Source organism: Arthrobacter methylotrophus (assembly GCF_039539965.1).
Classification (GTDB): Bacteria; Actinomycetota; Actinomycetes; order Actinomycetales; family Micrococcaceae; genus Arthrobacter; species Arthrobacter methylotrophus.
This window is the reverse complement of the sequence record NZ_BAABED010000001.1, coordinates 41701-56750: the sequence shown is the minus strand read 5'-3', so window position 1 is coordinate 56750 and position 15050 is coordinate 41701. Positions and strand designations below refer to the sequence as shown.

Annotated in this window: 12 protein-coding genes and 2 riboswitches; of the genes, 7 read left to right on the top strand and 5 right to left on the bottom strand. The window is 64.7% G+C overall.

Annotation, left to right across the window (positions count from 1 at the left end):
- Positions 1-93 precede the first annotated feature (93 nt).
- Positions 94-1131, bottom strand: a complete 1038-nt coding sequence (locus ABD884_RS00280) for an Lrp/AsnC family transcriptional regulator (protein WP_345033302.1) — start codon at positions 1129-1131, stop codon at positions 94-96.
- A 143-nt stretch (positions 1132-1274) separates the two neighbouring features.
- Here ABD884_RS00280 and ABD884_RS00275 point away from each other — a divergent pair, with 143 nt between their 5' ends.
- A complete protein-coding gene (locus tag ABD884_RS00275; RefSeq protein ID WP_345033301.1) occupies positions 1275-2495 on the top strand; it encodes a M20 metallopeptidase family protein in 1221 nt (406 codons plus the stop codon).
- A 27-nt stretch (positions 2496-2522) separates the two neighbouring features.
- A complete protein-coding gene (locus ABD884_RS00270; RefSeq protein WP_345033300.1) occupies positions 2523-3815 on the top strand; it encodes an MFS transporter in 1293 nt (430 codons plus the stop codon).
- A gap of 81 nt (positions 3816-3896) precedes the next feature.
- Here the strand turns inward: ABD884_RS00270 and ABD884_RS00265 are convergent, their stop codons facing one another.
- The gene (locus ABD884_RS00265; RefSeq protein ID WP_345033299.1) at positions 3897-5183 is read right to left on the bottom strand and encodes an MFS transporter; all 1287 of its coding nucleotides are present in this window, start codon (positions 5181-5183) and stop codon (positions 3897-3899) included.
- A gap of 78 nt (positions 5184-5261) precedes the next feature.
- On the opposite strand from ABD884_RS00265, the gene trmB reads away from it, so the two are divergent.
- The 3 genes from trmB to ABD884_RS00250 all read left to right on the top strand — a co-directional run bounded on the left by trmB (position 5262) and on the right by ABD884_RS00250 (position 8438).
- Entirely contained in the window at positions 5262-6197 is a 936-nt protein-coding gene (trmB, locus tag ABD884_RS00260; RefSeq protein WP_345033296.1) for a tRNA (guanosine(46)-N7)-methyltransferase TrmB, read from the top strand.
- 122 nt (positions 6198-6319) lie between these two features.
- Positions 6320-6417, top strand: a riboswitch (glycine riboswitch).
- A 1-nt stretch (position 6418) separates the two neighbouring features.
- A riboswitch (glycine riboswitch) is annotated at positions 6419-6524 on the top strand.
- Between the two features lie 49 nt (positions 6525-6573).
- Positions 6574-7608: a lipoyl synthase gene (gene lipA / locus ABD884_RS00255; protein WP_345033293.1), complete on the top strand. Its 1035-nt coding sequence runs from the start codon at positions 6574-6576 to the stop codon at positions 7606-7608.
- Between the two features lie 17 nt (positions 7609-7625).
- Complete coding sequence (locus ABD884_RS00250) at positions 7626-8438, top strand: methylenetetrahydrofolate reductase (protein ID WP_345033291.1); 813 nt, start codon at positions 7626-7628, stop codon at positions 8436-8438.
- A gap of 39 nt (positions 8439-8477) precedes the next feature.
- Here the strand turns inward: ABD884_RS00250 and ABD884_RS00245 are convergent, their stop codons facing one another.
- Both ABD884_RS00245 and ABD884_RS00240 read right to left on the bottom strand, forming a co-directional pair.
- Positions 8478-9221: an anti-sigma factor family protein gene (locus tag ABD884_RS00245; protein ID WP_345033289.1), complete on the bottom strand. Its 744-nt coding sequence runs from the start codon at positions 9219-9221 to the stop codon at positions 8478-8480.
- On the bottom strand, positions 9218-9718 hold the full coding sequence (locus tag ABD884_RS00240) for a sigma-70 family RNA polymerase sigma factor (RefSeq protein WP_345033288.1): 501 nt from the start codon (positions 9716-9718) through the stop codon (positions 9218-9220). Before ABD884_RS00240 ends, ABD884_RS00245 begins: the two co-directional genes overlap by 4 nt.
- Positions 9719-9873: 155 nt before the next feature.
- On the opposite strand from ABD884_RS00240, the gene ABD884_RS00235 reads away from it, so the two are divergent.
- Positions 9874-10446, top strand: a complete 573-nt coding sequence (locus ABD884_RS00235) for a COG4315 family predicted lipoprotein (RefSeq protein WP_345033286.1) — start codon at positions 9874-9876, stop codon at positions 10444-10446.
- Between the two features lie 144 nt (positions 10447-10590).
- Here ABD884_RS00235 and ABD884_RS00230 read toward each other — a convergent pair whose 3' ends face one another.
- The gene (locus ABD884_RS00230; protein ID WP_345033285.1) at positions 10591-11433 is read right to left on the bottom strand and encodes a DMP19 family protein; all 843 of its coding nucleotides are present in this window, start codon (positions 11431-11433) and stop codon (positions 10591-10593) included.
- A 167-nt stretch (positions 11434-11600) separates the two neighbouring features.
- Between ABD884_RS00230 and ABD884_RS00225 the strand changes: the two genes are divergently transcribed.
- Positions 11601-15038 (top strand): DEAD/DEAH box helicase, encoded by a 3438-nt coding sequence (locus ABD884_RS00225; RefSeq protein ID WP_345033284.1) that lies wholly within the window; start codon positions 11601-11603, stop codon positions 15036-15038.
- Positions 15039-15050 lie beyond the last annotated feature (12 nt).

Here is a 15050-nt window from a genome sequence, read left to right as displayed (position 1 = left end):
GCGGTTTCCCGTCTGACGAGCCGTGGAAGGATCCGGCCGCGTGAGCAAATCCGTGGGTCGCTCCCCCAAGCCGTGGGCCCGCCGTCGTCCGCCCTAGATTACGGGGAGCAACTCACCCGCAGCCGTCGGCACGACGGCGCCAGTCGCCGTCGAGTCCGGGTTCAGCATCCAGCCGACCCGCTTGGCCGTGCTTAACATGACGACGCTTTCAACCAGTTCAATCCTAGGGATGCGCTGTTGGATGGCGAGTTCCATTTCCATGACCTCGGCCAGCGAACGCAGCCACATGATGATCACAAAGTTGGTGCTCCCGGTGGTGGAGGCCGTGAACCTGATGTTCCTGATGGTCCGCAGTTCGGCCGCTGCAAAGCTGTGTTGGCCGGCCGGAACATTCGCGAACCATTGGCACGTGATGGGGTACCCGGAGAATTGCTGGGCAATTTCGCACCGGAAGGACAGCATTCGGCTCGCGAGCACCCGGCCGAGCTGCCGCTGCACGGTGGCAGGGTGTCGCCCCAGGGCGCGGGCGATCTCCGCGGCAGAGGCTCTTCCATCCCGGGCGAGGAAGGGAAGGAGTGCCAGGTGGCTCTCCGGCGGCGGGATGACGATCTGCTCGGGGGCGTACGGATTGGCCGTTTCCGGCCCGGCGAGGGCGCGCAGCGCTTGCTGCTCGGCCCGGCTCAGCACGTTGAGCCGCCATGCGTAGCCGCTCGTGTGGATCCGGGTGCAGAGCGAGGTCCGGTACTTGGTGAGGCCCCGGATTTCCTTCAGTTGCGGCAAGAGCCGGCTGCTGAACTCGCCGAGGTCCCGGGTGATGACCGTGAGCATCAGGTCCCGGTTGCTGGCGGCCTCCTCGACCGTGATGATCTCGGGAATTGCCGCGAGGGCAGCCGTGACTTCGGGCCTGAGGTGCATTTCGCAGTCGACGTCCAGGAGGGCCAGGCATGCGTTCTTGGGATGGCCCATGAGGTGGGCGGTTGTCCATGCGGCTCCGGACTCGCGAAGACGGTCCCAACGCGCGGCCAAGGTGGTGGCATGGACGTTCAGGACGTCGGCGGCATCGGACCAACTGATCCGTGGCGAGATCTGGAGGGCATTGATCAGGCGGAGGTCCTCTTCACTGAGTTCCATCAGCGATCCTCTCCTAGGTGATGCGTGGATCCTGTTAATTCTGGCATGCTTCTGAATTTTTCCATGGCTTTGGAAGATTGTGAGTCGAATCACTCCACAATGGCTATGGATACTTACCAATCGTTCAGGAAACAGGAGAACAGATGTCGATCGCCGCAGACGCCCAAGAGATGCAGGGAGAAATCGCCCGGTTCCGTCACGAGCTTCACCAGGAACCGGAAATCGGCTTGGACCTCCCACGCACCCAGGAAAAGGTACTCAAGGCGCTCGACGGACTTCCCTACGACATCACCCTCGGTGAGAGCACGACGTCGGTTACCGCAGTCTTGCGCGGGGGCGCCCCTTACGCCTCGGCGGACAAGCCCGTGGTGCTGCTGCGCGCCGACATGGACGGGCTCCCGGTCCAGGAGCGCACCGGCGTCGGGTTCTCCTCGAAGATCGACGGCGCGATGCACGCCTGCGGCCACGACCTCCACACCGCCATGCTCGCCGGAGCCGCAACCCTCCTGGCCGAACGTCGCCACCAGCTAGCCGGCGACGTCGTCCTCATGTTCCAGCCGGGCGAAGAAGGCTTCGACGGCGCGGGCCACATGATCCGCGAAGGTGTCCTGGACGCCGCGGGCCGGCGCGTGAACGCCGCATATGGCATGCACGTCTTCTCGTCCTTGGAACCGTATGGCCAGTTCTGCACCAAGCCGGGCGTGATGATGAGCGCCTCGGATGGTCTCTTCGTGACGATCCTGGGGGCCGGCGGCCACGGTTCGGCACCGCATGCGGCCAAGGACCCCGTCACGGCGGCCGCCGAAATGGTCACGGCACTGCAGGTCATGATCACGCGGCAGTTCAACATGTTCGATCCCGTAGTCCTGACCGTTGGTGTGCTGCAAGCCGGCACCAAGCGGAATGTCATTCCCGAATCTGCCCGTTTCGAAGCAACCATCCGTACCTTCTCCGAAGCCTCCCGCGACCGGATGATGACCTCGATTCCGCAGCTCCTCAAGGGCATCGCCGCAGCCCACGGACTCGAGGTGGACGTCGATTACCGCGCCGAATACCCGATGACTGTTACCGACGAGGACGAGACGCACACGGCCGAGAACGTCATCTCGGGCATGGTCGGCGATTCCAGGCTCTCCCGCTGGGCCACGCCTCTCAGCGGCTCGGAAGACTTCTCCCGCGTCCTGGCCGAAGTACCCGGAACCTTCGTGGGCCTCAGCGCAGTGCCACGAGGTGTGGACCACGCCACCTCACCGTTCAATCACTCCCCCTACGCCACCTTCGACGACGGCGTCCTGGCCGACGGCGCGGCACTCTACGCCGAGCTCGCTCTCTCCCGCATCGCCACGCTCGCCGCCGGCAACTAACCACCACCCCATACCTTGGAGCAAGACATGACCGCTACCGTAGGCGCTTCAGCCACCGTTCAGATTCACAAGTCCCATCTGCGGACACTCATCGGCACCGGCATCGGCAACGCCGTCGAATGGTACGACTGGGCTATCTACGCCACGTTCTCGCCCTTCATTGCCAGCGCCCTCTTCAGCAGCGCCGACCCCACCTCCGCGGTCCTCTCCACCCTGGCGATCTTCGCCGTCGGATTCGTCGCCCGGCCGTTCGGCGGCTTTGTCTTCGGCTGGATCGGCGACAGGATCGGCCGCAAGACGTCCATGACCTTCGCCGTCGGCCTCGCAGCTGTCGGCAGCCTGCTGATCGGCATCGCGCCCACCTTCCAAGCCGTCGGCGCCTTCGCTTCCGTCATGCTCCTCGTGGCCCGCCTCATCCAGGGCCTCGCCCACGGTGGCGAGCTGCCGTCGTCGCAAACGTACCTCTCCGAAATGGCGCCCAAGGAAAAGCGCGGCTTCTGGGCCACCCTCATCTACACTTCCGGCACCGCCGGCATCCTCGCCGGAACCCTGCTCGGCGCCATCCTCACCGGAGTGCTGAGCAAGGCCGACATGAACGCCTGGGGCTGGCGCGTTCCGTTCTTGGTGGGCGGCGCCTTGGGTATCTACGCCTTGGTCATGCGGGCCAAGATGAAGGAAACCGAGGCATTCGAAGCCGAGGCGCCGAAGGAAAAGCGCGAGCCCATGTGGCCGCAGATCGTCAAGTACCGCAAGCAGGCCCTGCAAGTGATCGGCCTGACCGTCGGCCTCACCGTTGTCTACTACATCTGGGGCGTCGTGGCGCCGAGCTATGCGGCATCCACCCTCAAGATGGACCGCGGAGCAGCCCTGTGGGCGGGCGTCATCGGCAATATTGCGTTCATCGCTTCGCTGCCGTTCTGGGGCAAGCTGTCCGACCGTATCGGCCGCAAGCCAGTCCTGATCGTTAGCTCCGCAGGTGCGGCGTTGCTGCACTTCCCGATGACGTGGCTCCTGAAGGACTCCCCCTGGCAGCTGGCCGTATCGATGTCCGTAATGTTGTTCTTCATCGCCGGCAGCGCCGCGATTGTCCCGGCCGTGTACGCCGAGCTGTTCCCGACCAAGATCCGCACCGTGGGTGTCGGCGTCCCGTACTCGATCTGCGTAGCGGTCTTCGGCGGGACTGCTCCGTACCTGCAGACATGGCTCGGCAGCATCGGCCAGGCGAACATGTTCAACGTCTACGCCGTGATCCTGCTGGCGATCGGAATCGCGTTCGCCTTCATGATCCCGGAAACCAAAGGCAAGGACCTCACCCACTAACTCCCCGGACCCGGGCCCAACTAACTCGCAGTTAACGTCGTTTAGAGCCCGGAGAACGACAACAACTGCGAGCTAGTTGGGCTAGCCGACGTAGCGGTTCCGCCCGGCGCGGAAGCCGAAGAAGGCCGCCAAGGATCCCACCACGAGGAACAGGATGCCGGCCGCGGCGAAGCCACCCGTCGCTTGGTGCAACTGGCCGACCATCAGCGTTCCAGTGGAGCCCAGCCCGTAACCGACGCCCTGCATCATCCCGGAAAGGTGCGCCGCGGTGTGGGAATCGCGGGTGCGCAGCATGATCATGGTCAGCGCCGCGGCCGTGAGACTCCCCTGCCCCAGACCCAACAGACCGGTCCACACCCAGATCAGTTGCGTCGGGCCGAAGATGCTCAGGGCGAAGCCGCCACCGGTCATGAGTGCCACGACAGTGTTGATGACGCGTTGATCCTTGAACCGGGCCGCGAGCCCCGGGGCAATGAATGATCCCAGCATCTGCAGCACGATCGACACGGACACAATCAGGCCGGCCGTTCCGCCGTCGATCCCGCGTTCGCGCAGAATCGGCGCCAACCAGGCAAACACGCTGAAGGACATCATCGACTGCAACACCATGAAGACGGTGACCTGCCAGGCGACGGCGGAACGCCAGACGTTCGCACCGCCGTCGGCCGCGTTGTGCCGGACGGGATGCTGGCGAATTGCCAGCGGCAGGAAAAGCAAAAGCACGACGACGGCGGGCAGCGCCCAGAACCACAGCGCCGAGGTCCAGTGCCCGGCTGCCGTGAAGACGGGGTAGGTGAAACCGGCGCCCAATGCGGCGGAAGCGCAGATCGCCGTCGTATACAGGCCGCCCATGAGCCCCAGCCGGTGCGGGAAATCGCGTTTGACCACCCCGGGGAGCAACACGTTGCACAAGGAAATCGCAGCACCGCACGCGGCCGTTCCCGCGAGCAGAGCCGGCAAATGCCCGAGTCCGGCGAGGTCCACTGGACGCAGGAGCAGCCCGCCGGTCAGCACGGCCATCGCACCGAGCAAGACCCTCTCGGCACCGAAACGACGGGCCAGGATTGGAGCCAACGGCGCGAAGACCCCCAACAAAGTCACCGGTACGGTAGTGAGGACCACCACGGCCCAGCCCGGCAGTCCGGCGTCGGCAGTGACTTCCGGAAGGACCGCCGAGAAGCTCGAAAACACCGTCCGCAAGTTCAACCCGATGAGCACGAGGCAGATGCCCAGGAGGACCGGTCCGCGGCGCGCCGTGACCCGGGTGGGCTCCGCGGCGGGAAGATCGTCAATCTCGGCGTCGACGAGGATCTCGGCGACGCCGAAGTGCTGGCTGGTGTTCTTGGGGGCGCTTGAAGCAGGGGTCACTACCCCATTCTGGCAGTTTGTCCACATACGCAGGTTCCGCCCGCCGGCCCTTCTCCCGGCGACGGTATTCTGGAGTGGATGAGTGAAACCCCAGATTCCCCCGAAACTTCCCACGAAACACCGCAGTCCTCGCGCCCTGTGACCCCTGGCACCCAAGCCTCCTTCGGCACCTATGGCGGCCGGCCGGTCAGTTTTGTGCGCCGCGGGACGCGCCTTCAGGGCCGCCGCCAGGCCGCGTGGGAAGAGCACTCGGACCGCTGGGCCGTCCAGGTTCCACGGCATGTCGCCAACACCTCGGTGCACCCGGATTACGTGTTCGACGCCGAAGCGGAGTTCGGGCGCGAGGCGCCGCTGATCGTCGAAATCGGCTCGGGACTTGGCGACGCCGTGTGCCATGCAGCAGAGGAAAACCCGGACAAGGATTTCCTCGCCGTGGAGGTCTACACGCCCGGACTAGCCAACACCATGATCAAGATCAACAGCCGTGGCCTCAGCAACGTGAGGGTGGTCGAAGCCAACGCCCCGGAGGTCCTGGCCACCATGCTCCCGGCGGGCTCGGTCAGCGAGCTGTGGGTCTTTTTCCCGGACCCGTGGCACAAGTCGCGGCACCACAAACGCCGCCTCATCCAACCGGCGTTCGCCGAACTCGCGGCACGGTCCCTCAAAAAGGGTGGCCTGTGGCGGATCGCCACCGACTGGTCCAACTACGCCGTTCACGTCCGCGAAGTCCTCGCCGGCTCCACTGAGTTTGAGAACCTGCACGACGGCGAGCGGACCGGCGCGGAAAGCCCCCTTACCCAGGTCTGGGAATCCGGCGTCGAATCCATGGTGGGAGGGGCCCCCGTCAAGGAAGGCCGCGCACCGGTCAGCACCGAACATACGGGCCCCAATGAGGGTGTGGATCACGTGGGTGGGTGGGCTCCGCGTTTCGATGGCCGGATCCGCACCAGCTTCGAAAACAAGGCCCACGAGGCCGGACGCATGATCTTCGACCTCAGCTACCGCAAGATCTAGTCACAACACGATGCGGGCTAGTCGCGAGCACGCAGTCTGGTCACCCTCGGTCCCCCTCATTGCGTGCCGTCCGGGCACCGGATACCATGTGAGACGTGTCACCGAAGGGTGGCACGTGCTTATGATCTGCGGCGGGAGAGTCCTGCCGGTACGTTCAGCAGGCGCCGTAGGAGCAAATCCTCCCCAGGAATCTCTCAGGCCCACGTACCGCCGCGGCAAGGCAACTCTGGAAAGCAGGCCGGGCAACCGGACTCACCGACGGTGCAAGCGGGCGGCTGCGAAAGCAGCGGACGCGGAATCTCTCAGGTCCAAGACAGAGCGGGGAGGGACCGAATCATCGTGGTGCGTCCGCGCCACCTGAATTATGGAGTTCCTCATGACCCTGGCACCTGAAGGCCGTAAGCTGCTGCGCGTTGAACAGCGCAATAAAGCCGTCCCGGTCGAACGCAAGCCCGAATGGATCAAGGCCAAGGTCCAGATGGGCCCGGAATTCGTGGGCCTGAAGAACCTCGTGAAAAAGGAAGGCCTGCACACCGTCTGCGAGGAAGCCGGCTGCCCTAACATCTTCGAATGCTGGGAAGACAAGGAAGCGACCTTCCTGATCGGCGGCTCCGAATGCACCCGCCGCTGCGACTTCTGCCAGATCGACACCGGCAAACCCTCACCGGTGGACATGTTCGAACCCACCAAGGTCGCCCGCTCCGTCCAGTCCATGGCCCTGCGCTACGCCACCGTGACCGGCGTGGCCCGCGACGACCTCGCCGACGAAGGCGTCTGGCTCTACGCCGAAACCGTCCGCAAGATCCACGAACTGAACCCCGGCACCGGCGTCGAACTGCTCATTCCGGACTTCTCCGGCAAACCCGAACACATCAACGCGATCTGCGACTCGAACCCGGAAGTCTTCGCGCACAACGTCGAAACCGTGCCCCGGATCTTCAAACGCATCCGCCCCGCGTTCCGCTACGACCGCTCCCTGGACGTCATCACCCAGGGCCGGGCCCGCGGCATGGTCACCAAATCCAACCTGATCCTGGGCATGGGCGAAACCCGCGAAGAAATCTCCGAAGCCCTGGCAGACCTGCACGCCGCGGGCTGCGACCTGATCACCATCACCCAATACCTGCGCCCCTCCGAACGGCACCTGCCCGTGGACCGCTGGGTCAAACCCCAGGAATTCGTCGACCTCGCCACCGAAGCCGAGGAAATCGGCTTCCTCGGCGTCATGTCCGGCCCCCTGGTCCGCTCCTCCTACCGCGCCGGCCGCCTCTGGGCCACCGCGATGCGCAAGAAAGGCCGCGAGATCCCGGTGCACTTAGAGCACATTGCCCACATCGCCGAAGGCATCCAGGACTCCGGCACCACCCGCCAGGAAGCCCGCACCCTCCTCGCACACCATGCGACGGCCTGATCCGTAAGGACCCCAGCATGTTCCCCACGCGGATTGAAATCATTCCCTCAGACGGAATCGTCGAGAAAGTCCAGGCCGAGGTGCCGCTTTCCACAACGCTCACCATTACGTGCTTGCCCCATCACGGGATCGCACAGACCATGGCGACAGCGGTCCGGCTCGGTTTGCTCGGCTACAACGTGATTCCGCACCTCGCGGCACGGCGGCTGGTGGACCGGGCTCAGCTTTCAGGCATCCTCCGGGACTGCGAGGCTGCCGGGATCACTGAGGTCTTTGCCATCGGCGGAGACGGACAGCAAGGCGCCGGCCCTTATGCGTCCTCCCTCCCCCTGTTGGAGGACATCGCGGAACATTCCGGCGGTAGGATCACGGCGGGCATTGCCGGCTACCCGGAGGGCCACCCTTCAGTGAGCGGGCTGGACCTGCTGGATGCCTTGTTGACCAAACAACACTTGGCCACCCACGTGGTCACGCAGATGTGCTTTTCCGCCCCGAAAATCCTCGACTACGCAGCACTCTTGCGTCGCGAGGGCGTGAAACTGCCGGTGTGGGCAGGGGTGCCCGGAGCCGTTCCGCGGACCAAACTGCTGGCCCTGGCAACCCAGATCGGCGTTGGGACCTCCCTGAAGTTCCTCAGCAGCAAAGGAACTCTTGCCCGCAAGCTGCTGAGCGGGGACAGGTACTCACCGGGAAGCCTGGTTTCCGAGCTCATGGCGCAGCCTGAAGGTATCTCGGGAATCCATCTCTATAGCTTCAACCGACTGGACATGCCCGCCTGGGAGCGAAGCGATCTGCCCGATCCGGCTGCCAGCGGAGCAGCACCCTCGTAGCCGGCTGGGAGCCGCCGGCCGACCAGGTCCCGGGAACCCCTAGCTTCCCGGGACCGAAATGACGGCGACCGTCTTTTGGGCATCGTCACGGAGTTCCACACCCGAGATCCCGGCGAGCTGGACCGGCGTCGCGCCCGTCACCTTGATGTGTCCGCTGGACGTCGCGGTCCAGCCGCAAGCCATCTCCTCCGTGCCATCGCGGCCCTTGACCCACAGGTACATCGTGCCTTGCAACGGCATGCTGCGGCCTTCCAGCTGCAACTCGGTTCCCCACGATTTCCTGACGAGCCCCACTGAGAGTTCCAAGCCGTTGTCGGTCTGCACGGAGTAGCTGGCGTCAGGCTTGGGTGGCTGGTTCAGCGCCGGCCCGGCCAGGATGCCCAAGCCAAGGCACGCGGCGGCCACCCCACTCACCAGGGCGATCCACCGGCGTCGGGATTTCCGGCGTCGCGCGGCCATTTTCAGAACGATCGGCTGCGGGAGCGTTTCGGAAAAGGCCCCCAAAAGTGAGCGAGCGTCGGAGGGGGCCGGCGTCGACCAGGAGGGCTGTGCAGCGGATTGCGCCGCGGCAGGGGGCTCGAGGGCGCTGCGCCCGGCGGCGAGCGCGACGGCGTCGGGCACGGGGACGGCATCGAGGAGCGCCGGGAGGCTCTCCAGCTCGGCCAGCTCGCCCCTGCAATCCGTGCAGGCTTCCAGGTGCGCCTCGAAGGCTCGGGCTTCGGAGGGCTCCAAGCCGCCGAGCAGGTAGGCGCCCAGCAATTGGTGACGTTCCGTCTCGTTCATCGCTGCACCCCCATTTCATCCAGAATCGTGCGAAGCGCCCTGACGGCGTAGAAGGCCCGCGACTTCACGGTTCCGCTGGGGATGTTGAGCCTGAGTGCGGCTTCGTTGACCGTGAAACGTTCGTAGTGTAGTGCTACCAGGACCTCCCGGTGTTCGGTGCTGAGCCGCAGGAGCGCTTCTTCCATGAGGACCCTGTTGAGGAGCTCGTCTACGCGTTCGGTGGCTTCTTCCGGATCCGCCATGTCGCGTTCGGAGGCTTCGGCCGGGCGCCGCTGGGCCTTGCGGTAGTTGTCGATGATGACGTTTCGGGCTGTACGGAAAAGGTAGCTGCGCAGGCTCCCGGTGATCTGCGGGGCGTGCTGCCACACGCGGAGGATGGTTTCCTGCACCACGTCGTCAGCCAAGTGCGCGTCGGGCGTGCAGCTCAGCACGAAGCGGCGCAAGGCTGTGCCGTGGTCGCGGTAGATTGCGGCCACCACGTCCTCGTCGAGCGGCATTGGCGCCTCCTGTGTGCTTCAGCTTCCCCTTCTCCTGCGATACGACGTGCCCGCCACGAAAAAGGTTCAGCCCCGTGAACCATTCTTCACCCCGCAGCGTCGTAGGGGTTAGTTTCCGGCACGTCCATGGCCGGCGCAGCAAAGGAGAGCACCCCATGAAGAAACAACTCAGCACCGGTCTCGGCGTCCTTGCTCTGGCCATCGCCCTGGCTGCCTGCGGAGGAAGCCCCGGCGCGTCCTCCACGTCCTCAAGCGCCGCCAGTCCCAGTCCTACTGCATCCAGCCCGGCGGCATCGAGTTCAAGCGCTCCGAGCCCGACGGCGATGAGCCCGGCACCGTCGTCGAGCGCTTCCGCCGCCTATGATCTGGAGACCGCGACGTCGAGCGCCGGCCAGATCGTGGTAGCTGCGAACGGCATGAGCGTGTATGTCTTCACCAAGGACGTCAAGGACTCCGGGAAGAGTGCCTGCACCGGCGGTTGCGCCGCTTCGTGGCCAGCCGTGACTACGACCTCGAGCAAGCCTGCGGCTGAGGACGTGACCGGAACTCTCGGCACTATCCCCACGGCAGACGGCAAGATGCAGATCACCCTTAACGGCATGCCCCTCTACTTCTTCGGGCAGGACAAGGCTCCCGGCGACATCAAGGGCCAGGGCGTCGGTGGTGTCTGGTCCTTGGTCAGCCCGTCCGGCTCCATGGTGACCCCGAGCAGCAGCATGGGCTATTAAACCCTCCCTCACTTTTCCACACCAAAAGGCAAACGCTCCTTCAGGTCTTTCCGGGCCGGCCGGCAGATCTGAAGGAGCGTTTGCCCGGGAGGCCTATAGGTGAGCGAGCGTCTGCCCGGGGAGGCCTATAGGTGAGCGAGCGTCTTAGGCGTCTTCGAACTCAACAGCAGCGATGATTTCCTTTGTCTCCGGGTGGATCATGAAGGCTTCCTCTTCCTCCTCGATCATGATGAATTTGCCCTGGTCGGTGGTGAAGTGCCAGGCGAGGATGGTCTCGCCGTCGTGTTCGTAGTTGGGATCACCCATGGTGATCTTTTCCAGCGTGTAGCCTGCAACGTCGCACAGTTCACGGATGATGAGCTCGAATTCAGGGGCGTTCTCGAGTTCGGCCTCGGCCGCCTCGGCCTGGCGCTCTTCAAGGTTGGGAATGAGGGCCACGCGCTCGGCGATGTGGGCCTTGAGCTGCTCCTCGTCCAGGTAGAGCACGCCGTCCTGGCCGCGGAGCCAGGCCGCGTTGAGGGCAATGATGTCCTCGATTTCCAGGAGCGACTCGAACTCGCCGTCGAGGGCCTCGAGTTCGGCTACGGCCTCCGGCGCCTCCTCGGACTCGTCAAGGTCGCCATCCAAGTAAGTTTCGACGTCGTCCTCGGAGAGGGAATCGAAGGCTGCAGCGGTGCGGTTGAACAGCTCAAGGTGGCCGGTTGCGCCCATTCCTTCGAGTCCTTCGCGGACAAACACGTCCACCTCTTCGCGCTCCGGGACAGTGAACACGTACTGGGCGAAGCCGCCTGCGAGTGCCTGGGTCAGGTAGTAGTCCACAAAGTAGCTGCGCAGCGCGTTGGTGGCGATTTCCTCATGGTTGAGGAGCTCCTCGTACATCTCGTTGACCACGGTGACGTTCGCGTCCACAACGTCTGCGTCGGCGGCGTCGATGCTGTCCTTCGTCAGAACTGTCACGTTCCTGAAGATGGTCTCATTGCTCGTCATGGGATTTCCTCACTGCTAAGAAGCTTGTGCTGCTCCGGACCCTTTCAACGTACGCGGGGGCGGCAGCCGGGCAGGCTAGGCCGAGGTGAACGTCCGGCAAAGTTTCAGGGCCGCTCCCGGCTGGCTAGGATTCATAGATAGCCTCCTGCCGAAAGTAGCCCCAACGAATGCCTTCCCGCTCAGACGACTCTTGGGAACTGGCGATTCAGACACCCGCCATCAACGACCGCTCCTTGGCGGCCGGACTCGCCTACGCCATGGGAAGCCGGGTCGGCAGCGTCACCTTCGACTCCTCCACCGGCTTGATGATGGGGAAGGTCCGGGGCAGCGGCCCGTCACCGTATTCGACCTCGGCCAAACTGGTCCGTAAACCCGGTGGCTGGAGTTGCACCGTCGGAGTGTGCAGCTGTCCGGTCCGCAAGGACTGCAAACATGTTGCTGCCCTGCTCTTCGCCGCCGAAGACCTTCCCACAGTGCGGGCGCAGCTACTCAGCGCTCCTGCTGCCGGACAGACGGCCCAGCACGGCGGAATCGTGCAACGGCCCGCCTGGGAGCAGACCCTCAGCAAGCTCATCGCCACTCCGGGAAACACCCCGCAGGGCCAAGGCCTGCCCTTGGCGCTGGCCTTCGAGGTGGAAGAACCGGCTGCGCACTTCTCCTACACCGGCCGCCGGGATCCCCTCCGGAGCGTGCGCCAACTCAAAGCCCGCCCCGTGATGATGGGCGCCAAAGGCAAGTGGATCCGCGGCGATGTCTCCTGGACCAACTTGAACTACCTCGGCTACAAGCGCGAGTTCAACGAAGCCCACATCGAGTGGATGCAGAACTTCCTCGCCGCGCATTCCACCACGGACTACCGGCAGCTCACGTCCAGCATGTGGATGCTGCTCAACGAATTCGCTGGCAAGAACCTGTGGAGCCTGCTGGCTGAGGCCTCGAAAATCGGGGTATCGCTCATCCACTCCGGCGGGACCGAGCCGGTCCGCATTGCCGCGGAGCCCGCCGTCGTCGGGCTTGACCTCAGCCGCTTGGGCATCGACCCTTCAAACAGTGGCCAGCCCGACGACGGACTCCAGCTGGCGCCGTCAGTGACCCTGGGCGGGGACGCCCTCGATCCGGCCGCCTTGGGCTTGATCGGCCGCCCGGCGCATGGCTTGTTCTTCACTGGCCCCGACGAGGGTCCGCTGCCCGGTGTTCCGGCCCCCGGGAACCTCATTACCCTGGCCCCCTTGGAGGGCGGCGAGTCCCAGGAACTGCTGGACTTCGTTATGAGCGCGTCCCGGCTCCAGATTCCGGCGAAGGACGAAGAGCGATTCCTCACGGCGTTCTATCCGAAGCTTAAGCAGTCCACCCGGGTCACGGCAGCGGACCATTCAGTGGAGCTGCCGGTCCTCGCTGTGCCCACGCTGTCCCTGCTGGCGAACTACGGCGCCGACCACCGGGTCCGGTTGCACTGGGAATGGCACTACAAGGCCGGCAAGCTCGTGACGGCCCAACCCCTCTGGCGGTACCCTGACGATCACGGCTACCGCGACGACGCCGAGGAAGCCCGGATCCTGGAGTCCCTGGGCCGGCCTTGGGATGTGGTCCCGGCGCTCGGCGAATCCTCCAGCGGCGGATGGGGAGCCCCGCGACTTGCCGACTCGGTGGAGCTCGACGGCCTGGACACCCTGGCGTTCACTGAAGAGGTCCTCCCCCGGCTCCGCGAGCTGGCCGACGTCGTGGTGGAGACCTCCGGCGACATCGCCGATTACCGCGAAGCCACCGAAGCTCCCGTGGTCTCCATTTCCACCAAGGCCACGGACAGCCGCGACTGGTTCGATCTCGGCATCGTCATCACCCTCGAGGGCGAACCGGTGTCCTTTGCTGCCGTGTTTTCTGCGCTCGCGGCAGGTCAGAGCCGCATGTTGCTGCCCAGCGGCGCCTACTTCTCCCTGGACCTGCCCGAGCTACACCAGCTCCGCGCGCTCATTGACGAAGCGCGGTCCCTGCAGGACAACCCGGACCGGCACGGCACCTTGCAGATCAGCCGTTTCCAGGCCGGTCTCTGGGACGAGCTCGCGCAATTGGGAATCGTGGATGAGCAGGCTGCCGCATGGCGCGAGGCCGTAGGCGGCTTGCTCGACGACGGCGTGACCGGGCTGCCGCTGCCGGGCTCGCTTAACGCCGAGCTCCGCCCGTACCAGCTGGAGGGCTTCAACTGGCTGAGTTTCCTGTACCGGCATAGCCTGGGCGGGGTCCTGGCAGACGACATGGGCCTCGGCAAGACGGTGCAGGCAATTGCCTTGATGTGCGCCGCGAAGGAGGCCGTTTCAAGTGCCGGGGACGCCGGTGGCGCTGGCACCGGGCACCGCCACGCCCCGTATGCCCCTTTTCTAGTAGTGGCGCCCACCAGTGTCGTGGGAAACTGGGCGGCCGAGGTGCAGCGCTTCGCTCCCGGGCTGGCCGTGAGGACCATCGGCGAGACTTTTGCCAAGAGCGGCGCGGATCCGCTCGAAGCGATGGCGGAGGCCGACGTCGTCATCACCTCCTATGCTTTGTTCCGGATCGACTACGAGGCTTACGCCGCCAAGGAATGGGCCGGGCTGATGCTGGACGAGGCCCAGTTCGTGAAGAACCACCAGTCCAAGGCCTACCAATGCGCCCGGAAACTCCCGGCATCCTTCAAGCTGGCCATCACGGGAACGCCCTTGGAGAACAACCTCATGGAGTTCTGGGCGTTGACCTCGATCGTGGCCCCCGGGCTGTTCTCGAGCCCACGGCGCTTCGCGGAGTACTACCAGAAGCCGGTCGAAAAGAACGGCGACAAGGCCCAGCTCGCCAAGCTCCGACGTCGGGTCCGTCCCCTCATGATGCGCCGCACCAAAGAGCAAGTCATCAAGGACCTGCCGCCCAAGCAGGAGCAAGTGCTCGAAGTGGTGCTCAATCCGCGGCATCAGAAGGTTTACCAGACGCACTTGCAACGTGAACGGCAGAAGATCCTGGGACTCATTGACGACGTCAATAAAAACCGCTTCACCATCTTCCAATCGCTCACGCTTTTGCGGCAGCTCAGCTTGGATGTCTCACTGGTGGATGAGTCCCTGTCCGCGGTGCGTTCGTCCAAGCTGGATGTGCTGTTCGAGCAGCTCGAAGACATTGTTGCCGAAGGGCACAGGGCGCTCATTTTCAGCCAGTTCACGGGATTCCTGGGCAAGGTCCGCCAGCGTCTTGAGGAAGAGGGTACCGAGTTCTGCTATCTCGATGGCAGCACCCGGAACCGGGCCGACGTCGTCAGCGAATTCAAGAACGGCGCGGCACCTTTGTTCCTCATTTCCTTGAAGGCCGGGGGCTTCGGCCTGAACCTGACCGAGGCCGACTACGTGTTCCTCCTTGATCCGTGGTGGAACCCGGCCTCGGAGGCACAGGCCGTGGACCGCACCCACAGGATCGGACAGGCAAGGAACGTCATGGTCTACCGCCTCGTGGCCAAGGACACCATCGAGGAAAAGGTCATGGCGCTCAAGGCCAAGAAGTCGCAGTTGTTCGCGGACGTCATGGAAGGCGATGCCCTGACTGGTGGCGCCCTGACGGCGGAGGACCTGGCGGGCTTGTTCGCGGAGTAGGGGGGGTGCCTG